Raw genomic sequence first — 20,346 nt, 5'->3', positions numbered from 1 at the left:
GTTCAGCAAAGCCAGCCGTGTGCCGCGAGTGCGCCGAGTTCTTCGGGAGCGAGCGGGCCGCGCGCGATCGCGGCGAGGTTCGCCTCGAGCTGTGCGCGCGTCCGCATGCCCACCGCCACGGTGGTGACGGCCGGTTGGGACTGGCAGAAGCGCAGCGCCACGGCGACGGGCGATCCTGCCGACGGATCCAGATCGCGCGCCAGCCGCTGCACGCGCGCGAACGTTTCCTGCCGGTGCGCATCGAAGAAATAGGCGGCCCGCCAATCATCCGGCGGGAAGCGGCGGGCTTGCTCCCAGGCCAGCGCGCCGAAATAGAGCGGTGCACGTGCGATCACCCCGGTCCCGGTGCGCAGGCATAGCGGGAGCAGCGCCGCGGCAGCCTCGGGATCGAACGGATTATACATGAGCTGCACCGATCCGATCGCTCCGCTGGCGACCGCCTCCAGCGCCGCCTCGGCATCGTGATCCCAGAGCGAGATGCCGAAGCCTGCGATCTTTCCTTCTTCGCGCAGCCGCTCGAGCGTTTCGAGCCAGTCGCCTTCGCGCAGCCATTCCGGGCACCAGGCGTGGATCTGCTGGAGGCCGAGCCGCTCGACGCCGAGCGTGCGCAGCAGCGCCTCGGTCTCTGCGCGGATACGGCGGCCGGGATAGGCCTGTTGCGCGGGGATGTGCGGGGAAGGCAGGTCGAAGCGAACCTGTGGCGTGACGCGGGCGAGCACCTCGATCCGCTGCCGCGCGCCCGCGCGGGCGACGACATCGCCGACAAGATCGGCGATGCGGCCGTGGGCGGCATCGAGCTCGACTGCATTGACTCCGCGTTCCAGCGCGAGCGCGAGCATGGCTGAAGCCTCGCGGCGATCGGCGCCGCCCGCGGCGAGCGGGGCGGTGCCGATCGTGCAGGCGGAGACCTCCGGCCCGTTCCGTCCCAGGCGTTGGCGCAGCATCATCGGGAGCCGGCGGCCGCTGTGATGACGATCTGGAAACCGGGAACCGCGCGATTGCTCCAGCTCGATCGATGCCAGCTGCCAGGCTGCACGGGGGTCTCCACGCGATGGATGCTCGCGGCGCCGGGCGTCACTTCCCATTCCTGCCCGGGATCGCGCAGGAACGGAAAGGCGCCCGAGACCATCGCCGCGAGTTGAGCGGGGCGATGCGCCCAGAGCGCCTCGACCGCGGCGCCGGTGCGCATCACGCGCGTGTCGAGCCGGCAGAGCAGGGGATGCTCGCGGCGCATATAGGCGCGGTGGAGCGCGGCATCGATATTGCCGGCCGGGGTCAGCCGCATCCCGGCAGGCCGGCCGATCGGCCACAGCAGGCGGAAGGCGGTCCGCTCGTTGACGCGATCGACATGCCAGACAAGGTCGCCCGGCGCGAAATAGGTGCGGATCGCGATTGCGGGCCGGCCGCCGGCCAGCTCGCCTGCAAGATCCGCCAGCGCGCCGATGTCGTCTGCCAGCGCCGCGCGCTCCGCCTCGAACGCATTCGGGCCGAGCAGCTTGTCGGAGACCAGCGCAAGCGCTTCGAGCGGGGAGAGCCGGTTGAAGTCGAGCTTGAACCCGGGCCGGCCGAGCAGTGCCGCGATGAAGTCGCGATAGGGCAGGGCGTCGAGCGGCGGGCGGGGAAGCTCGATCGCGCCGAGCGGGGAATCGTCGAGCAGGCAGCGGACGGTTTCCGGTGCCGCGCCCAGCCGGGACCGCGGGATCGGCCTGTCGTGGCTCGCGCTCACCTGACCGGCGTTCGCCCGCGAACGGCCGCCGCCTCCTCGGGAGAGAGCTTGCGGACATTCTGCACCAGGCAGCGCCGCAGGCCGTTGCCGCTGGCATTGGGGACGAACAGATCTGCCGGCCGGCCGGGGCAGATGCGGTCGCCGCCCCGCGCGCGAATGCCGATGTTCAGCGCCCAGTCCATATCGGGGCAGCCGGGCGCGAGCGTGAGTTCCCAGCTTTCCCTCTGGCCGATATTGAGGATCGCGCGATCGGGCCCGGCGTCGGCGAAACCGCTGACCTGCGAGCCCCAGAAGCATTCGCGGCCGGATTGCGCCGCGGCAGGATCGACCTGCGCCGGTGCGCAGGCAGCCGGGCCAAGCAACGCTGGAACGAGCAGGCAGATCCGGCGCATCGCGGTTCCTCCCGGCCAATGGATACAGCCCGGAGCGTTCGGCTCCGGGCTGCACAGATTAGCGGCGCAAGCGCTCCCGTCGAGGGAGCGTTTGCCCGGTCATTTCTTCCCGCCGAACTGGATGCGGACGCCGCCCATGATGCGGCGGCCGCCATAGGACATGCGCATGATCTTCGGCGCACCGTCGGCGAAGTCCTCATACCCGCCGGTCGAGGTGATCTGCGACTCGCGGGTCATGTTGCGGCCCTCCAGGTAGACCTGGAAGTTGCGGTTGATGTTGTACGAGATCTTGGCGTCGATGAAGGTCGTGCCGTCGAGATAGCGCGGCACGCCGGGGCTGTAGGGCAGCCGGATGCTGGTCCACTGCTCGCCTGGATAGTTGTTGCTGTTGGATCCGTTGCCGTTGGCGCTGCACGGCGAGATGCAGGTGAACCGCTCGCTGCGCTTCTGATAGGCGACACGGATGTTGAGCTTGCCGTCGTCATACCAGAGCGACGCGTTCCAATAATCCCTGGATTCGCCCGCGGGCGGCATGATGTCGCCGGTCAGCGGATCCTGCTGACCCGTGGTCGCCGCGGAGGCGAGCCGCGAATAGTTCACGTCCGCGCCCGTATAGCGGAGCAGCCAGGGCAGGAAGGTGAAGGCGGACTTGGCCTGGAATTCCCAGATGCTGCGCTGATAGCCCGGGCCGTTCTCCCAGGTCGGAACGTTGAAGGTGAGATCGCTCAGCGGCTGGCCGGTCACCGGATCGACCACATCGCTGCCCTCGAACGGCCGGTACTGCTTGGTCACCGCGATCGGGTTGCCGATCTGCACGTCGAGCTTGCCGTAGGTGACGGAAAGCAGCGTATCCTTGTTCGGATACCATTCGAGGCTGGCATTGTAGTTCCATGCCGTGAACGGCTTGAGGCCCGGATAGCCGACGCGGCCGGTGCAGCCGAAGATATCCTCGCCGTCCCCGTCAAGGATGATGCGTTCGTCGATATTGCACTCGCCCGCGGGCATCAGGCGGCCGATATTGGGCCGGGCGACGGTCTTGCCGCCATAGAGGCGCAGCACGACCGACTCGTTGAACCCCCAGAGGTTGAGGTTCACCGTGGGCAGCCAGTCCGTCGTCGATGCGTTCAGCGTGACGTTCTGGCGGAAGGTCTGCGTGTTCACCACGGCCGGGTTGCTCGGATCGGGAACGGTGATCGAACGGAGAACCTGGACGCCCTGACCCTTGATGTTGGTGAACACACCGCGGATGCCGACATTGCCGTTGAACAGCAGGCCGAAAGGCAGCCGCTGCTCGAACTCCGCCATGGCGTAGATCGCCTTCACCGTCTCTTCGGTGTGCGTCTTCGGCTGATCGTACATCTTGCCGTCGCTGCCCATGCAGGTCTTGAGGCAGTCGAAATTCATGAACTGCGACGCGCCGAGCTGGGCGAACAGCTCATCGGTGCGGATGCCGCTCCACGCCGGGGGCAGGCTGCCGCGATTGGGCAGATCCCCGAAATATGCCGAGGTCGGCGCCTCGAACGTGCCGGCGAAGAGCGCGCGCAGCTGCTCGGCGGTCAGCGTGTCGACGCCGGAGCGGATGTTGCTGAGATTGGTGCTCGGTACGAAGCCGTAGTTGCACGACACGGTCGAGGTCGCGGTCGGCTGGCAGGCGCGCAGCGTGCCGCGCACGTTGGCGGTCGGCACGACGATCGGCGGCTGATAGTCGGGGTTGAGAGCACCATTCGGGAGCAAATAGTTGCCGATCGCGTCCTTGACCGTGTAGCCGCCGCCGCGCCACGCATCGATCACGTTCTTGCGATACTGGCCGCCGGCCTTGACCCGGGTGATGAACGGGATCAGCCCTTCGGTCTTGTAGGTGACGTCGAGCTTGGCGAGGCGTTCGGACGTCTCGGCGAGCGAAGGCGAATAGGAGACGCTGAAACCCGGGGTGACGAGCGGGAGCTGGTTGGACGTATAGTCCGGGCTCGCCGGGTTGTTGACGGTGGCGGTGACGGCCCGCTGCGCGATACAGGTCGCCGGGTTGGTGCCGGAGATGCACGGCACCGGGTTGAGCTGGACGAAGCTGTTCGGATCGGTGTCGCTGTAATTGGACGGTAGCTGGATGTCCCACAGGCCGTTGTCCTGCAGGACGAGCGTCGCGTCGCCATAAAAGGAATTTCGCGCGGTGCGCATGTCGCCGCGGCTCGATTCGGCTTCGGTCATGCCGACGAACCCCTCGATGTCGAGGCGGTCGCCATTGTAGTCGAAGCCGGCCTGCGCGAACTTGGTGCGCGACCGGATCCGGTTCTCGATCTGGTCGATGCCGACCGAGTTGTTGGTCAGCGTCATTTCCGTGACGTTGTGATTGTCGTCGACCACGACGCTGCTCGGATCGACGTTCAGCGTCGCGCCGTTCGTCAGGAAATCCGAATTCCCGATGCGGACCAGGCTGGCCTGATCATAGAGGTAGTAGCCCGCCGGTGAGGTAGGAGAAAGCGAACGCGTACGCGGATAGCCGGTGGTCGTATCCTGATAGGTGCCGGCGACGTTCGCGGCGAGCAGCGAGACCGGCGTGCGGCTGCGGTTCTGGTCGTGCATGTTGCGGCCGCTGTACGTGCCCTTCACGAACACGGTGAAGTTGTCGGCCACCTCGAAATCGAGCCGCGCGTCGAATGCGTAGCGCTCGTCGGTCTGCTCGTTCATGAAGTGACGGATCAGCGAGGGCGTATAGTCGTTCCACTGATTGAGGCAGGACTGCAGCTCGTTGAGCTTCTGCAGCTTGGCGGCGTTGCTGCCCGCCTGGCCGGGCTGCGGGAAGGCAGCGTAACAATCCGCCTTGGTCTTTGCCGCGATCGACTTGGTGAGCACGCTGCGCGGGGTCTCGGTGCTGTTCGCGAACACGATGTCGGCCATATCGGTGCCGAGCGTGTTGATATTATATTCGAACGTCTTCTCCGGCGAGTTATCGAAGTCGAACCGGCGGTCGTAGTTCAGGCTGTTGCTGGTCGTCTGCTCGTAGCTGTGACCGTTGTTCTGGAGCTTGGTGTAGCTGCCGCTGACGATCGCACCGAGCCGGCCGCCGAAGAATTTGCGCGAGGCGACGCCGTTGAAGTCCGGCATCCAGTCCTTGCCGAGCGAATTCTGGTTGGCGCCGGCGCGCAGTGTGAAATAGGGCTTGGCGAAATCGAGGCCAGTGCGGGTCTTGATCTGGACCGTGCCGCCCAGCGAGCCTTCGGTCATGTCGGCGGTCGAGCCCTTGACCACGTCGATGCTCTTGACCAGATCGGCTGGCAGCTCGCGCAGATCGGCGCTCCGGGCGCTGTCGTTGCCATTGGGAAGCGCAAGGCCGGTGGTGCTCGTCATGCCGACGCCGTCGAGCTCCACGCGGGTGAGATCGGGGCCATTGCCGCGGATCGCGACGTCCGCGCCCTCGCCGAACTCGTTGCGGCCGAGCGCTACGCCCGGAATGCGCGAGATCGCTTCGGCGACGTTGCGGTCGGGGAAGGAGCCGATATCGTCGGCGACGATCGAGTCGGTCGCGGTCTTCGCGCCCTTCTTGCGCGCATTCGCCGACTGCTGGCTGGCGCGCGAGCCGACGACGAGCACGTCCTGCACGCCGGCCGGGTCCTCCACCGCATCGCCGCTTTGCCCCGGCTCGGCGCTCGTCTGCGCCAGCGCCTGTGTTCCGCACACAAGCAGCAGCCCGAGAACCGACCATGACGTTGTTGCGCCCATGCGACGACGCAGATTCACCCCTTCACGCATCCTCACCCCCTTTTTCCTCAGCATATGCAGTTCCGGACCATATTATATTTTTACTGGCCGGCCCGGGTGCCCTCGAATCGCGAAGACTCCCATAAAGTGAGACTGATTTCCGCAATATAGGGTTTTAGGTCAAGGCTGTTGTTAAAATTAATCCTACTAATCCCCGCAAGGGCATGAAAGATCGCGGGTTTTGCCTAGCCCTCTGGCGGCGGATCGCGCTCGATGACGGCATTTTCCGCGAGGATCTCGGGCCGGGCATCGGGCTTGTCCGTTTTGTGGCTGACCTGGTGAAGCCGAACGCCGGTGGTGCAGCGCACCCATAAGCCCCATGCCGGCGTGATGCCGAACATGCTCGGTTCCGGATATGCGTCCGCCAGCATCGGCGGACGGCGGGCGGCGTCGGCCAATGTCCCCCCACCATGATAGCCGAGCTGGACGTCGCGCAGCGTCACGTCCTCGATCGGCGCGCGGGGGAGGCCGGCGATGGTCGCCGCGAAGCGATGGTCGATCCCCTTGGCATCGACGCCTTCGATCACGATGCCGCGGATCGCGCCGATCCCGGTTCCGGCCGGTCCGCGCCGGCGATCGCCGAGGCGGAGGAACAATGGGGCGGTGGTCACTTCGCGCATGACGAGGCCGGAGACCCTGACATTCTCGATCACCCCGCCATCGACGGTCTCGATCGCCAGGCCGCGCGACCGCTCGAACCGGCAATCGCGGATCACGATGTTGCGGAAGCCGCCATTGGATTCGGTGCCGAGCTTGATCCGCCCGGTCACCCGGTCACGGTCCGGGGCGAGCTGTTGGGTGCGGCCGCGGGTGCCGTCGAGCAGCGTGCCGAGGTCGTAGCCGGAGACGGTGCAATCCTCGATCGTCACATCCTCGCACGCCACCGCCTTCCCCAGCGCATGGCTGCTCTTGAGCACGATCGCGTCGTCATTGGGAGTGTTGACCCTGCAATCGCGCACGCGGGCGCGGCGCACGCAATCCAGGTCGATGCCGTCGCGATCGGTGTCGATCGTCAGCCCGTCGATCAGCAGATCCTCGACCCCGGTGGCGAGCACCGCGAAATGGCCACCCTTGGCCACGGTGAAGCCGCTTAACGCGACGCGGCTGCATTGCTTGAGCGCGATCGCCTTGTTGCCGAGTCCGTTCATCGCCGCGGCATCGGGCTCGAGCGCGCGGATCTCCGCCTCGCTCATCCCGGCCATCGACAGCGGCCGCTCGCCCGTGTCGCGCCGCCAGCGCGCGCCGGGGCCGTCGCGGGTGAGGCCGGTGCCTTCGATCCGCCCCGGGCCGATGATCGCGATGTCGTGCAGGCCGATCCCCCAGATCAGGCTGTTGCGCCAATGGCTGTGGCCGAAGTCCTGGAACAGCTCGCCATGGCTTTCCTCGGGCAAGTCATAGGCGCCCGCGTGCCGGGCCGGGTCCGCCGCCTCGATCACCGCGCCCTCGGCCAACAACAGCGTCACGCCGCTCGCCAGGCGGATCGAGAAGCAGAGGAAACGTCCCGCGGGAATAAGGACCGTGCCGCCGACGCGCGCGGCCTGGTCGATCGCGGCGTTGACCGCATCGGTATCGAGCGTGCGGCCGTCCCCGCGCGCGCCGAAGCTGCGGATGTCGAACAGGGAAGGGGTTTCGCGCGGCATTGACCCGCATTCCCACATGAAAGATGCTTGGATCAAGATGTGGGATTGTAAAACGACCGTTCGCGACCGCCGTCGAATTCTTGCCGGGCTGGGCGCCGCCCTTCTGCTTCCGGGCTGCGTCCCGGCTGCCCGCGGCCAGCGGGTGATCCATCGCGACGATTTCCGTCACGGGCTGGGCCAGTGGATCGTCGAGGCCGAGCGGCCCGGCCGGTTCGCGGCGGCAAACGGCGTGCTCGACATCGACAGCCCGGCGGGGGTCACCCTGTGGTTCCGCCACCGGCTCGAAAGCCCGGTCGTCATCAAATATGCCGTCACCGCGGTGGCGGAGGGCGGCCCGAACGATCATGTCAGCGACATCAACTGCTTCTGGATGGCGAGCGATTCGCGCATCCCGTCCGGCGACATCCGCGAGCGGCCGCGCAGCGGCGCCTTTGCCGACTATGACGCGCTGCGCACCTATTATGCCGGGATCGGCGGCAACCGGAACACCAGCTCGCGCTTCCGCCGCTATATCGGCCGCGCGGGCGACCGGCCGCTGCTCCCGCAACACGACCTGTCGGCTCCCGCCGACCTGATCGAGCCCAACCGCGACTATCATATCCGGCTGGAAGCGATCGGCGGCCGGATCGCGCTGCTGCGCGACGGTAAGCTGATGTTCGAGCTCGACGATGCCGAACCCTATACCGCCGGGCATTTCGGGCTGCGTACCACCAAGAGCCATTTGCGCGTGCGCGATTTCCGGGTGCTGCGGCCCTGACCAGCCTCAAAAATCCTGGCAAACTTTGATACAAACTGGGATTTGTATTCAATATATGGGAATGATAGGGCGGCGCTCGACATGCCTGATCGTACGGGCTGGGTGCTGTGGAGGGAGAGCGGATGCTGTTTGCGAGCTGTCGGAATCCCGGGTGGCGCGTTGCACTGACGGTGCTCGCTCTTTCTGCGAGCGGCGCCGCGGTGGCGCAGACCGTGACCGCGGAGCGGCTCGACCGCGGGCTGGTCGCGGTGACGGCGCAGGACGGGGGCATGCTGGTGAGCTGGCGCAGCCTCGCCGGTGATCCGGCGGGAACCCGCTTCCTTCTCTACCGCGACGGCAAGCCCGTCACGCCTTCGCCGATCGACGCGACCAACTTCCTCGACAAGGGCGGATCGCCCAAGTCGCGCTACACGGTGAGCGCGGTGAACGGCGGCCGCATCCAGCCGCAGAGCGGGCCGGCGCTGATCGCGGCGGAAGGCTATTTCACGATCCCGCTCGACCTGCCGGCACCGCGCACGGCGCCTGACGGGACGCCCTATAGCTACGAAGCCAATGATGTGAGCGTCGGCGATCTTGACGGCGACGGCCGGTACGAGCTGGTCGTGAAATGGTATCCCAGCATCGCCAAGGACAATGCCTTTGCCGGCCATACCGGCAACACGCTGTTCGACGCCTACACGCTCGAAGGCAAGAAGCTGTGGCGGATCGACATGGGGCCGAATATCCGGTCAGGCGCGCACTATACCCAGTTCATGGCGTTCGACTTCGACGGCGACGGGCGTGCGGAGCTGGTCGCGAAGACCGCCGACGGCACGATCGACGGCGCCGGGCGCGTCATCGGCGATCCCAAGGCGAACTGGGTCGAGGATGGCGGCGACGCGCCGTCGGGCGACCGCACCGGATCGACCGAGCTGCCCGACGGCCGCCGCGTCGCGCAGCTCAAGGGCCGCATCCTCAAGGGTCCCGAATTCCTCACCGTGTTCGACGGGCGGACGGGCCGGGCGCTGGCCACCGCGCCCTATGATCCGCCGCGTCACCCCGACACGGGGAACCCGACCGGCGACCAGCTCAAGGCGGTCTGGGGCGACGGCTATGCCAACCGCTCGGACCGCTATCTCGCGGGCGTCGCCTATCTCGACGGCAAGCATCCCAGCATCGTCATGGCGCGGGGCTATTATGCCCGCACCGCGGTGGCGGCATGGGACTGGCGCGGCGGCAAGCTCGTCAAGCGCTGGCTGTTCGACAGCGCCGCGCCGGGCAACGAGAAGTTCGGCGGGCAGGGGAACCACCAGCTCAGCGTCGCCGATGTCGATGGCGATGGCCGCGACGAGATCGTCTATGGCGCGATGGCGATCGACGACAATGGCAAGGGGCTGTGGAGCTCGGGTCTCGGCCATGGCGATGCGATGCATGTCTCCGACCTCGATCCCGCGCGGCCGGGGCTCGAGAAATGGGGCGTGCACGAGAATGTGAAAGGCAATGGCGGAATCGGCGGTGCGATGCTCGATGCGCGCGCCGGCGAAATCCTGTGGACCACGCCCGCCGACAAGGACACCGGTCGCGGCGTCGCGGCGGATATCGATCCGCGCCACCCCGGCATGGAGGCATGGGGCAGCAATTCGGACCAGCTCTACGATGTGAAGGGCAAGCCGATCGGCCCGCGCCCGCGCCAGATGAACTTCGCGATCTGGTGGGATGGCGACCTGTCGCGCGAGCTGCTCGACGGGACCCGGATCTTCAAATGGGACTATGAAAAAGGCGTGAGCGTGCCGCTGCTCGATCCGCCGGGCGTGCTTTCAAATAACGGCACCAAGGCCAACCCTGCGCTCAGCGCCGACATATTGGGCGACTGGCGCGAGGAAGTGGTCTGGCGCACCGCCGACAATCGCGCGCTGCGCATCTATGTGACGCCGCATCCGACCGAACACCGGCTGCCGACGCTGATGCAGGATCGGGTCTATCGGCTCGGCGTGGCGTGGCAGAACACCGCGTACAACCAGCCGCCGCACACCTCCTATTTCCTGGGCACGGGGATGGCGCTGCCGGCGCGGTGACGCGCGAAACACGGAATTCGAGAGTGGGAGGATTTGATGGCGGTCAGCAGGCGCGATTTCCTGGCGCGGACGGCGCTCGCGGGCGGTGCGGCGTTGGCGATGCCGGCGCTTCCGGCGCAGGCCAAGGTGCGCAGGGCGGCCCCCGCGCTGGTCGATGCGCCGATCCGCTGGCTCGACGATGCGCCGCCCGCACGGCATGACGGGCTGACCTGGGGCGTGCCTTGGCCGCGCGGGACCAAGCGCGCCAATGCCGCCTTCGCGATGCGCGACGCCGAGGGGCGCCCGGTTCCGGTGCAGAGCTGGACCACCGCGACCTGGCCTGACGGGTCGATCAAATGGACCGCGCATGCGATTCCCGCGGGCGCAGCACCCGGCGCGACGGCGCGGATCGGCCCCGGCCGGGCGGCCGCACCTGCCAACGCCATCCGTATCGCCGAACAGGCGGATGGGATCGAGGTCTCGACCGGGCCGGTGCAATGGCGGATCGCCAAGGGTGGTGAGAACATCATCCTCTCCGCGCATCGCGGCACCACCGAGATGCTGCGCAACATCGGCCTCGTCGCCACGGCGCAGGACCAGCCGGACGGCGATGGCGAGGAGACGGTCACCACGCGCGCCTATCGCGGCCGCATCACGCGCGCGACGATCGAGCAGCGCGGGCCGGTGCGCGCGGTGGTGCGGGTCGAGGGCGTGCATGGCGGGGGCGGGCGCGACTGGCTGCCCTTCTCGCTGCGGCTCTATTTCCATGCCGGATCGGACGGCGTGCGCGTCGTCCACAGCTTCATCTTCGACGGCGACGAGCACAGGGACTTCATCCGCGGGCTGGGGCTGACCGGCGGGGTGCCGATGCGCGACCTGCCCTATGACCGCCATGTCCGCTTTGCGGGCAGCGGCGACGGCGTGTGGGGCGAGGCGGTGCAACCGCTCACCGGCCTGCGCCGCGATCCCGGCAAGCCGTTCCGCGACGCGCAGGTGGCGGGGCGCAAGGTGCCGGCGGCCGAGCAGATGGCGCCCGCGGTGCGCAACGCCCTGCAATATGTGCCGCAATGGGGGGACTTCACCCTGTCGCAGCCCAATTCTGACGGGTTCGCGATCACCAAGCGCACCAAGGCCGGGCATGGCTGGATCGAGGCGGATGCCGGCGGGCGGGCCAATGGCCTCGGTTTCGTCGGCGGACCTGCGGGCGGCGCGGCGTTCGGCATGCATGATTTCTGGCAGCGCTGCCCGGTGCGGCTTGATATCCGCGAGGCGCACACGGACACCGCCGGCTTCACGCTGTGGTATCATTCGCCCGACGCGCCGGCGATGGACCTGCGCTTCTACCATGACGGGCTCGGCATGACCGATCACGCCAAGGAGAATGAAGGGCTCGACGTCACTTACGAGGATTACGAGCACGGCTGGGGCACGCCGCACGGCATCGCCCGCACGACCGAGTTCATGCTCTGGGCATTGGCGGAAACCCCGTCGCGCGAGGCGTTCGCGGCGATGGCGGGAACGGTCGCCAAGCCGCCGCGGCTGGTGCCGGCGCCCGCGCACCTCCATGCCGCGGGGGTGTTCGGCGACTGGAGCCTGCCCGACCGCTCGACCCCGGCGAAGCGCGCGATCGAGGCGCAGAACGACTTCCTGCTGCGCTTCTATCGCGAGCAGGTCGAGCAGCGCCGCTGGTACGGCTTCTGGCACTATGGCGACGTCATGCACACCTACGACGCCGACCGGCATGTCTGGCGCTATGACATCGGCGGCTTCGCCTGGGACAATAGCGAGCTCTCGCCCGATCTGTGGCTGTGGTACAGCTTCCTGCGATCGGGCGATGCGCAGCTGTTCCGCATGGCCGAGGCGATGACGCGGCATACGGGCGAAGTCGATGTCTATCATCTCGGCCGCTTCAAGGGCCTGGGCACGCGGCATGGCGTGCAGCATTGGAGCGACAGCTCGAAGCAGCCGCGCGTGTCCAACGCGATCTACCGGCGCATCTATTACTATCTCACCGCCGACGAGCGGGTCGGGGATCTGATGCGCGACCTGCTCGAGGGCGACCGCGCGCTGGTGCATGTCGATATCGGGCGCAAGATCGGCGCGCGGCGCGAGGCGGAGCAAGGCAATGGCGCGACGGTTTCGGCAAGCGCGCTCAGGCCCGGCGAGGTCGGCCTATCGTTCGGCACCAGCTGGTGCTCGCTGGTCGGCGCGTGGCTCACCGAATGGGAGCGTACCGGCAATGTCCGCTGGCGCGACCGCATCCTTGCCGGCATGAACTCGATCGCCGCACTGCCCAAGGGCTGGTTCGCGGGCGGCGCCAATTTCGATCTGGCGACCGGGCGGTTCACTGGCGCCGGAGACACGGTCAGCATCAGCCACCTCAATTCGGTGTTCGGCGCGCTCGAGATCAATTCGGAGCTGTTCGACCTGTTCGACGTGCCTGCTTACGAGAAGGCGTGGCTGGACTATTGCGAAGCCTATAACGCGCCGGCCGCGGAGTTCGCGGCGAAGACCGGCGCGAACCCGCGCGGGCGCAACCTGCGCCAGGGCCATTCGCGCCTCACCGCCTTTGCCGCCAAGCACCGGTCGAGCCCGGCGCTGGCGAAGCGGGCATGGGAGGAGTTCTTCTCGGGCGATGCGGGGCTCGACATGGACGTCGCCGCCCGCGCCAGGCGCGTCACCGGGCCGGCGGTGCTGAAGCCGGTGGACGAGGCGCCCGTGTCCACCAATGGCGCGGCGCAATGGGGCCTCGCCGCGATCCAGAATCTTGCGCTGGTTGGCGAGGCGGTGGAGGGGTAGCTTCGGCGGCGGCATCGCGCGTGGCCAATACCCCTCCGTCAGCGCTTTGCGCTGCCATCTCCCCCTCCGGGGAGGAACAGGTGAATGACGACGGAATTCCATCATGCTCGCCTAGGAGCTGGGAATATAACCAAATAGGTTTCACGTGAAACCCGTCCCGAGCGGTGGAAAATGTCGGGTTTTGGGGGGGGCGGGGGAGGGTTTCCGAAGGATATCGCGAGAGTGGAACGCGGAACATGTGGCACAACATGTTTGCTTTTTCCGCTTTCGGCGATTTCGCCTTAGCGGTGAGGAAGCGAGAGAATGTCGAATGCCGGCAGCGAGCGGCTGGCGTTCACTCCAATCCTCCCCTGCCAGGGGGAGGTGGCAGCCGGAGGCTGACGGAGGGGGAGGACTCCCCAACACTCGTTCTGGAATCCTCCCCCTCCGTCGCGCTGCGCGCCCCACCTCCCCCTGGCGGGGGAGGATTGTTCTCTTCCGGCTGCGCCTATGCCACCGGATTGCGGCCCCAGAGCTGCTCGTAGCGCCAGCCGGACAGATCCTCCACGATCGCGCGGTTTTCGGGCGTGATGCCGGTCTCGCCGCGCTTCAGCCGGTCGATCTCCTCCATCAGCACGTCATGCGTCGCCGAATTGAGCTTGAAGCGCGTGGAGACCAGGATGCCGAACAGCAGCACGCCGATCGTGCCGATGCCGAGCACCAGCGCCAGCGTATGGATCGCCTGCTCGCTCTGCACCTTGGCGCCCGAGACGAAGCCGCCGAAGCTCATGATCGAGGTGACGCCGAACACGGCGGCGGACTGGGTCATCTTGCGCACGAAGGTCATCACGCCCGCGAACGCGCCCTCGCGGCGGCGGCCGGTGACGATCTCGTCGACATCGGCCATGTAATTGTAGGTCGCCCAGGGAATATAGTTGAGCGCGCCGCGGCCAAGGCCGGCGAGGAGGATCGGCACCCAGATCAGCGCATCGGTCGAGCGCACGCCCGCGTTCCACAGCGTGAGCAGCGCGACGACGCCGAGCGCGAAGCTCGCCGCGGCGAGCTGATAGGCGCGCGAGGGCGACTGGCGCACCGCGACATAGCTCGCGATCATCACCGCGACGAACTGGACGACATACATCCAGCCGAGCAGCGAGGCGACCGCGCTGAAGGAGCCGGCGAGCGCGAACACCACGAAGAAGGTGAAGGCGGCGTTGAACACGTCCTGGCTGATATAGCCGCCCAGATACATACCGAGGTGCAGGCGGAAGGCGCGGATGCGGAAGGTGGAGAAGAGGTTGCGGTAGAGCGCCCTGATCGCCGACCCCACGCTCGGCCGCTGGTCGCCCGCCGGACGCAGCGCCGCGATCTCCGACGCGGGGCGTTCCCAGCTGAACAGGAACAATAGCCCCGCCGCGACCATGAACAGGATCGCGAACAGGATGCCCATGTAGAGGAAGGTGTCGGCGCTGTCCTTGCCCAGCGCCTCGATCAGCCAGCCGGGCAGGAAGCCGGCGAGGATTGCGCTCGCCTGGGCGAACAGGATGCGGGTGGTGGCGAAGCGGGCCTTGGTCTTGAAATCCTTGCCCATCTCCGCGGCGAGCGTCTCGTACGGGATGATCTCCATCGCATAGACGAGCTCGAACAGGACATAGGTGGCGAGATAGTACCAGAAGCCCTGGCCATCGACCCACATGATCGCGAACGAGGGCAATAGCGGGATCGCGGCGAGGATGAAGAAGCGGCGCCGGCCGAAGCGGCGGCCGAGCGGCGTGTCGCCCATATTGTCCGAGATATGGCCGATGATCGGCGAGGCGATCGCGTCGAGCACGCGCGCGACGAGGAAGATCAGGCCCGCCTGCCACGCCTCTAGCCCGCAAAAGGTGGTGTAGAAGATCAGCACCCAGGCCGAGATGATCGCCATCGATCCCGCGCCGAGCACGTCGTTCGAGCCATAGGCGGCGTAATTGTACCAGCGGACCGGGCGGGTGCCGGTGGGGGCGAAGGCGCCGGTGACGGCCATGGCAAGCATCCTCTTGGGCAAAGCGGCCGCCTGCGCCTCTGCCGGGCGCGTGGCGGCGCTGAAGATCAGTTATAGGTCCGCAGGAACTCCGCGAGCGCCAGCACCGCGAGGCTCTGGCCATAGGGCATCGAGGTCAGCGGGATATCCTTGTAGAATTGCAGCGTGTCGCCCATCGCCGTGCCGAACGACACTTGGCGGAGCTCGCCCGTCGCGTCGATATTGGCGAGCACGCCGCGCACCGCACGGATGCCGACCGGCTCGAAGCGTTCGGGCAGATAGCCCTTCCGCACCGCCTTCAGGATGCCATAGGCGAAGCCCGCGGTGGCCGACGCCTCGAGATAGCTCGACGGGTCCATCACCAGCGTGTGCCACAGGCCGCTGTCATGCTGGGTCTCGGCGAGCGTCTCCACCTGCGCCGCCAGCGTGTCGATCAGGAAGGTGCGCAGCGCGTCGCCCTCGGGCAGGTCGAGGATCTCGATGATCTCGGGGATCGCGATCGTCACCCAGCAATTGCCGCGCGCCCACAAGGCTTCCGCGAAATTGTGGCGGCCGTTGAAGTCCCAGCCGTGGAACCACAGGCCGGTCTTCTTGTCGAACAGATATTTGATGTGGACCAGGAACTGGCGCTTCGCCTCCTCCACATAATGCGGGCGGTTCAGCAGCAGGCCGATCTTGGCGAGCGGGAGCACCGACATCATCAGCGTGTCGTCCCACAGCTCGCCGGGATTCTCGTCATTATAGACGATGTGCTGGAAGCCGCCGTCCTCGGTCTTGGGCAAGCCGTCGGGCGCCATCAGCCATTCGGCCCATTCGTCGAGATAGGGGATGTTGGCCGGATCGGGCTCACGCTCGTGCAGATAGGCGAGGGTGATGAACGGGGCGACGGTGTTGATGTTCTTGGTCGTCTGACCCTCGGCGAAGCGGTCGGCGAACCATTGCTTGATGATGCGCAGCGCGGTCGCGTCGCCGGTCTGCTCATGATAGCGCCACATGCCGAACAGGCCGACGCCGTGGGTCCATTCCCAGCCGGCCCAGCCCTTGGTGTCGATGATGCGCCCGTCCTCCAGATGGAGCAGGAACTCGCCGGTCTCGTCCTTGATGTTGACGAGGTTGTCGATCAGGCGATCGATCGCCTCGGTCACCTGCTGCCGGGGAACGTCGTGGGGAAGCGCGGCCAATTAAGGTCTCCTGTCGATGAGGGTCGGCGCGGGCGACTTGGCCTTGAGGCCATAGTCGCGCGCCATATTGCGGTAGAGGTCGAGAAAGGCGGGATCGGCGTCGTAGCGCCCGCCGGGGCTTGGGCGGCGGGGCTGCTCGCCAGTTGGCGGCGGGGTCGAGCCCGGCGCCTCGGCGGTGTTCAGCCCCTGCGCGATCAGGTCGGGGCGCGGGCCTTCGCCGGCATTCTTGCCGTCGCGCAGGAAGATCGCTTCCTGATGCCGCGTCGGCTCCCAGATGAAGCTGCCCCAGCCGTTGGGATGGGCGTGGACCAGGTCGTTCACGTAACGCTTGCGCGACGAATATTCGAGGACGAGGAAGCCGTGATCGGGATAGCGCCGCCCGAACTCGGCGAAGCAGCGATCCCAGTCGCCCTGCGCCAGCTGCTGGTAGCAGGAGAAGCCCGCCGCATCGAAGCGGACGCCGCGTTCGATCAGCGCGTCCATCCAGCCGCGCACGATCGGCCAGTGGCGGCCGAGATGGTTGTGCAGCACGAGCTTCGCCCGGGGCAGCGTCTCGCGCGCGGCGGCGAGGCCGGCCTTGAGCAGGTCGGCGAAGCGGTCGTACCCGCCCGCCCCGGGCACCTCGCGATGGCGGCGGTCGGTCACCGGATTGCCGGTGGGGACCGACAGCGGCACGCGGCCGTCGGGCCACAGCATGCCGAAGGTCGTCTCGTTGCCGATCACGACCATGTCGGGCGCGGCGCCCGCGGCCTTCATCGCCGCCAGCGAATCATGCGTATGGCGATGCACCGCCTCGACCAGCTTGGGAAAGGATAGCGCGGCCCAGGCAGCAGGCTTGTCCTGATGCTCGGGATCGGCCCAGGTGTCGGAATAATGCAGCGTCAGGGAGAGGTGGAAGCCCGCCGCCTTGATCCGGCGCGCGAAGTCGATCGTCTGATCGATCCCGCACCACGGGGCACCGGACGGGCCTGGGGGCCGCCCCTTGGAATAGCCGTTGGCGGGATCGACGAAGAGCCGCAGCTTGATCGCGTTAAAGCCCGCGTCGCGAAAGATCAGCAGCGGATCGCGCTGCACGCCATTCTCGAAATAGGTCGCGCCCGCCGCCTCGTCCTGCGGAAGCCACGAAATGTCGGCGCCGATCAGATAGGGCGAGGGGCGCCGGGCCGGAGCCGCATGTGCCGGACCGGCGAGGCTGGCGACGAGGCCCGCACCCGCAGCGGCGCCCAGCTCGCGCCGCGTCAGTCCTGGCTGGCTCCGGATCATGTCGGCGCGTTCCCGCGTCAGGCCAGATGGAACATGGGCACGAGCGGCCATTCGCGCGGGCGGTTGCCGGGCTCGACCTCCATGATGTCCGCCATATGGTCCCACCAGCGCCGCATCACCGGATGCGCTGGAAGCGCATCGCGCTGGTTCTCGGGGGCGAGCTTCAGCGTGGCGAACAGCGCGCCGGTCTCCGGATCGAGGAAGATGCGATAGTCGCTGATCCCCGCCTCGCGCAGCAGCGCGGCGAGCTCAGGCCAGATCGCGTCGTGGCGGCGGCGATATTCGTCCGCCATCCCCGGTTTGAGCTGCATGCGGAATGCATGCGTCTCCAGCTCCATCTGCCTCTCCTGAACGTCCAGACTCACAGCTTGGCTATGCCGGACTCGATTGGTCTTGAACAGTCATATTTTGAGAAATGGTTCCGTATTATGAGATTTTGTCGAGCTTCTGACGGAGCAGCCAGTCCTCGAACAGGTCGGGCCAGAACCGGCCCGGGCCGGAAGGGTCGCCGGGCTTGCCGAAGCCGTGCCCGCCGGCGTCGAACACGTGCAGCGCGCTCGGCACCTTGGCGGCCTGAAGCGCCGAGAACATCATCAGGCTGTTCTGGGCCGGCACGACGCGATCGTCGGCGGCGACCGTCACGAAGGTCGGCGGCATGTCCGCCGGCACATTCTGCTCCAGCGACCAGCGCGCGACGCGCTCCGGTGAGGGATCGCGACCGATCAGGTTGCGGCGCGACGGTGCGTGGGCATAGGGCGGGGTCATGGTGACGACCGGGAAGAACATGCCCGCAAAGGCGGGACGTGCGGGCGTGCGGTCGAGCGCGTCGATCGCCGTGTAGCTCGCCTCGCCGAACTTGCTGGCGAGGCTGCCGGCAAGGTGCCCGCCTGCCGAAAAGCCGATCACCCCGGTCTTCGTGCCCGGCCCGGCCTCGCGCGCGAGCAGGCGGAAGGCGCGCTGCGCGTCCTGGAGCGGCGCGGCGGGGCCGGCGGCCCAGCCGTCATAGGGCAGGCGATAGATCAGCGTGCCGACCAGGAATCCGCGCCGCGCGAGGAAGCGCGCCAGCTCGCCCCCGTTCGGGGCCGAGGCGATCCGCTCATAGCTGCCCCCCGGGATCAGCAGCAGCGCATGGCCGTTGGGCCGGGCGGGCCGCACGATGCCGAGCGTCGGGCGCGTGACGCCGTAATGCGCGACATCCTCCGGTCCGGAAGTCGCGCTGCGCGGCACCGTCCGCGGCTGCACGGTCACGCCTTCGCTGCCCGGGGCCTTGCCCGGCCAGACCGGCACGATCCGCGCGGCCTCTTCCGTCTGCGCTTGTGCAAGAACGGGCAGCAGCGCGCCGCCCATTCCGCCGGCCAGCATCGTTCGTCTGGTGACCATCAATTTCCCTCCGGCCGTTTGTCGCTTCGGATCCCGCTTGCGGGCAGCGCGAATGTCTCGGGCGGCAGCGGATGCGCTGGATCATAGGCCCGGCCCTCAGGCAGCACATGCCCGGCCAGTTCCGGCCCGGCGGCTGCGAGGCGCGATGCCACCATATGCGCGATCTGATAGGCGCCGTAGTTGTTGTGGTGCGTCTTGTCCTTGCCGCCGTCGTTGAAGGCGAGCGATGCGCTCGCAGGCCCCAGCGCCTCGTAGAAGGTGACGGTCATCGGGGTCAGGTCGATCAGCGCCACCCCGTCCTCGCGCGCCACCGCGCGCACCGCCGCGGGATAGTCGCCGTGACTGGGCACGATGCGGCCGGCCGCGTCGAAGTTGCGCCGTTCGGGCGAGGTAACCAGGATCGGCGTCGCGCCGCGGCGGCGCGCCTCGGCGATATAGGCGCGCAGCCAGGCGCGGAAGGTGATCGCGGGATCGGCATAGGTTTGCGGCCACTGGGCCTTCTGGTCGTTGTGGCCGAACTGGATCAGCAGGAAATCGCCCGGGCGCATCCGCGACAAGGCCTTGTCGAGCCGGTGGGAGGTGAGGAAGGACTTCAGCGTCTCGCCCGATTCGGCGTGATTGGCGACCGCGATCCCGGAATCGAGGAAACGCGGCAGCATCTGGCCCCAGCTCGCCGCGGGCTCGGCGCGCTGGTCGGTCACGGTCGAATCGCCCGTGAGATAGAGGGTCGGCACATCCGCCGGCTCGATCTCGATCCGGCTGACGTGCCGCGCCGCGCCGAGGAACTCGAGCGTCAGCTTGTCGTCCCAGGTCGCGCTGCCGATCTCGCTCGGCTTCAGCCGGACCGCGGCGCCTCCGGGCGCATTGGCCGGCGGCTCGGGCAGGGCGGCGGTGCGGATGTTGACGACGAAGCTGCGCGTGGTGCTTCGCCCGGCCCGAGTCCGCACCGCCTCCAGCATCAGCCGGCGCCCTTCGGCCTTGACCGTGGTCTCGGCGGCGGCGCGCCTGCCCAGCGTCAGCGTCACGCGGTAGTTCCCCTCGGGCAGCCTGACCGAGAAGCGCGCGGCATCCTCCCAGCCATAGCCGCGCACCGGATCGTAGCGCAGGTCCCCCGGAACCATGACATGCCCCTGGGTCTCGCGATCGAGCGTGAAGCGCATCGTGGTCTGCGCGCTGGCGGGCAGGGCGAGGGCAAGCGTCAGCGCCAGGATCGGGCGCCGCATGCGCGAGTTCGGGAGATAGGCGGGCTGCCGGCCATGGCTCCACAGGATTTCTCGCGAATCGATTTCACCCTTCATCCTGACCCCACCCGCTAAAAATCGCTCGACCGATCGCTTGCGCCGGTCTAGTTGTCCTACAACAACAATGTGGGACGCTGTTCCGTATAGCGGGTAAATTGGCGGGAGGATATATGCAGTTT

At 67.5% G+C, this 20,346-nt stretch carries 14 protein-coding genes; 3 read left to right on the top strand and 11 right to left on the bottom strand.

Annotation, left to right across the window (positions count from 1 at the left end; genetic code table 11):
• Nucleotides 1–2: 2 nt before the first annotated feature.
• The 5 genes from VGD28_RS09215 to VGD28_RS09195 form a co-directional block, all read right to left on the bottom strand.
• Nucleotides 3–947 carry an aldo/keto reductase gene (locus VGD28_RS09215; protein ID WP_331028041.1) on the bottom strand — a complete coding sequence of 315 codons (945 nt, stop codon included), beginning with the start codon at nt 945–947 and terminating at the stop codon, nt 3–5.
• Nucleotides 944–1,726 (bottom strand): hypothetical protein, encoded by a 783-nt coding sequence (locus tag VGD28_RS09210; protein ID WP_331028040.1) that lies wholly within the window; start codon nt 1,724–1,726, stop codon nt 944–946. Before VGD28_RS09210 ends, VGD28_RS09215 begins: the two co-directional genes overlap by 4 nt.
• Entirely contained in the window at nt 1,723–2,118 is a 396-nt protein-coding gene (locus VGD28_RS09205) for a DUF6491 family protein (protein ID WP_331028039.1), read from the bottom strand. The genes VGD28_RS09210 and VGD28_RS09205 overlap by 4 nt, the downstream gene beginning before the upstream one ends.
• 99 nt (nt 2,119–2,217) lie before the next feature.
• A complete protein-coding gene (locus VGD28_RS09200) occupies nt 2,218–5,865 on the bottom strand; it encodes a TonB-dependent receptor (RefSeq protein ID WP_331028038.1) in 3,648 nt (1,215 codons plus the stop codon).
• A gap of 194 nt (nt 5,866–6,059) precedes the next feature.
• Nucleotides 6,060–7,514, bottom strand: coding sequence for a rhamnogalacturonidase (locus tag VGD28_RS09195; RefSeq protein WP_331028037.1), 1,455 nt, complete (start codon nt 7,512–7,514; stop codon nt 6,060–6,062).
• A 16-nt stretch (nt 7,515–7,530) separates the two neighbouring features.
• Between VGD28_RS09195 and VGD28_RS09190 the strand changes: the two genes are divergently transcribed.
• From VGD28_RS09190 to VGD28_RS09180, 3 genes are all read left to right on the top strand, one after another.
• A complete protein-coding gene (locus VGD28_RS09190; RefSeq protein WP_331028036.1) occupies nt 7,531–8,271 on the top strand; it encodes a DUF6250 domain-containing protein in 741 nt (246 codons plus the stop codon).
• A 122-nt stretch (nt 8,272–8,393) separates the two neighbouring features.
• On the top strand, nt 8,394–10,325 hold the full coding sequence (locus tag VGD28_RS09185; protein WP_331028035.1) for a rhamnogalacturonan lyase: 1,932 nt from the start codon (nt 8,394–8,396) through the stop codon (nt 10,323–10,325).
• A 36-nt stretch (nt 10,326–10,361) separates the two neighbouring features.
• A complete protein-coding gene (locus VGD28_RS09180; RefSeq protein ID WP_331028034.1) occupies nt 10,362–13,103 on the top strand; it encodes a twin-arginine translocation signal domain-containing protein in 2,742 nt (913 codons plus the stop codon).
• 487 nt (nt 13,104–13,590) lie between these two features.
• On the opposite strand, the gene VGD28_RS09175 is transcribed toward VGD28_RS09180, so the two are convergent.
• The 6 genes from VGD28_RS09175 to VGD28_RS09150 all read right to left on the bottom strand — a co-directional run bounded on the left by VGD28_RS09175 (nt 13,591) and on the right by VGD28_RS09150 (nt 20,149).
• On the bottom strand, nt 13,591–15,105 hold the full coding sequence (locus VGD28_RS09175; RefSeq protein ID WP_331028033.1) for an MFS transporter: 1,515 nt from the start codon (nt 15,103–15,105) through the stop codon (nt 13,591–13,593).
• Nucleotides 15,106–15,170: 65 nt separating this feature from the next.
• A complete protein-coding gene (locus tag VGD28_RS09170) occupies nt 15,171–16,283 on the bottom strand; it encodes a glycoside hydrolase family 88/105 protein (RefSeq protein WP_331028032.1) in 1,113 nt (370 codons plus the stop codon).
• Nucleotides 16,284–17,546 carry a glycosyl hydrolase 53 family protein gene (locus tag VGD28_RS09165; protein ID WP_331028031.1) on the bottom strand — a complete coding sequence of 421 codons (1,263 nt, stop codon included), beginning with the start codon at nt 17,544–17,546 and terminating at the stop codon, nt 16,284–16,286. It abuts the gene before it with no gap.
• A 17-nt stretch (nt 17,547–17,563) separates the two neighbouring features.
• The gene (locus VGD28_RS09160) at nt 17,564–17,878 is read right to left on the bottom strand and encodes an L-rhamnose mutarotase (RefSeq protein ID WP_331028048.1); all 315 of its coding nucleotides are present in this window, start codon (nt 17,876–17,878) and stop codon (nt 17,564–17,566) included.
• Nucleotides 17,879–17,972: 94 nt separating this feature from the next.
• Nucleotides 17,973–18,926, bottom strand: a complete 954-nt coding sequence (locus VGD28_RS09155) for an alpha/beta hydrolase (RefSeq protein ID WP_331028030.1) — start codon at nt 18,924–18,926, stop codon at nt 17,973–17,975.
• Nucleotides 18,926–20,149, bottom strand: a complete 1,224-nt coding sequence (locus tag VGD28_RS09150; RefSeq protein ID WP_414714484.1) for a rhamnogalacturonan acetylesterase — start codon at nt 20,147–20,149, stop codon at nt 18,926–18,928. Before VGD28_RS09150 ends, VGD28_RS09155 begins: the two co-directional genes overlap by 1 nt.
• Nucleotides 20,150–20,346: the final 197 nt, after the last annotated feature.

Source organism: Sphingomonas sp. (assembly GCF_036402235.1).
GTDB lineage: Bacteria > Pseudomonadota > Alphaproteobacteria > Sphingomonadales > Sphingomonadaceae > Sphingomonas.
Note: the sequence above shows the minus strand (reverse complement) of the source record. Positions and strands in the feature narration are given on the sequence as shown.

What these genes read in the sequence shown, in the direction of transcription:
- VGD28_RS09150 (WP_414714484.1), bottom strand. Translation starts at nt 20,149, where the DNA reads ATGCGGCGCCCGATCCTGGCGCTGACGCTTGCCCTCGCCCTGCCCGCC.
- VGD28_RS09175 (WP_331028033.1), bottom strand. Translation starts at nt 15,105, where the DNA reads ATGGCCGTCACCGGCGCCTTCGCCCCCACCGGCACCCGCCCGGTCCGC.
- VGD28_RS09205 (WP_331028039.1), bottom strand. Translation starts at nt 2,118, where the DNA reads ATGCGCCGGATCTGCCTGCTCGTTCCAGCGTTGCTTGGCCCGGCTGCC.
- VGD28_RS09195 (WP_331028037.1), bottom strand. Translation starts at nt 7,514, where the DNA reads ATGCCGCGCGAAACCCCTTCCCTGTTCGACATCCGCAGCTTCGGCGCG.
- VGD28_RS09215 (WP_331028041.1), bottom strand. Translation starts at nt 947, where the DNA reads ATGATGCTGCGCCAACGCCTGGGACGGAACGGGCCGGAGGTCTCCGCC.
- VGD28_RS09180 (WP_331028034.1), top strand. Translation starts at nt 10,362, where the DNA reads ATGGCGGTCAGCAGGCGCGATTTCCTGGCGCGGACGGCGCTCGCGGGC.
- VGD28_RS09165 (WP_331028031.1), bottom strand. Translation starts at nt 17,546, where the DNA reads ATGATCCGGAGCCAGCCAGGACTGACGCGGCGCGAGCTGGGCGCCGCT.
- VGD28_RS09190 (WP_331028036.1), top strand. Translation starts at nt 7,531, where the DNA reads ATGAAAGATGCTTGGATCAAGATGTGGGATTGTAAAACGACCGTTCGC.
- VGD28_RS09200 (WP_331028038.1), bottom strand. Translation starts at nt 5,865, where the DNA reads ATGCGTGAAGGGGTGAATCTGCGTCGTCGCATGGGCGCAACAACGTCA.
- VGD28_RS09185 (WP_331028035.1), top strand. Translation starts at nt 8,394, where the DNA reads ATGCTGTTTGCGAGCTGTCGGAATCCCGGGTGGCGCGTTGCACTGACG.
- VGD28_RS09155 (WP_331028030.1), bottom strand. Translation starts at nt 18,926, where the DNA reads ATGGTCACCAGACGAACGATGCTGGCCGGCGGAATGGGCGGCGCGCTG.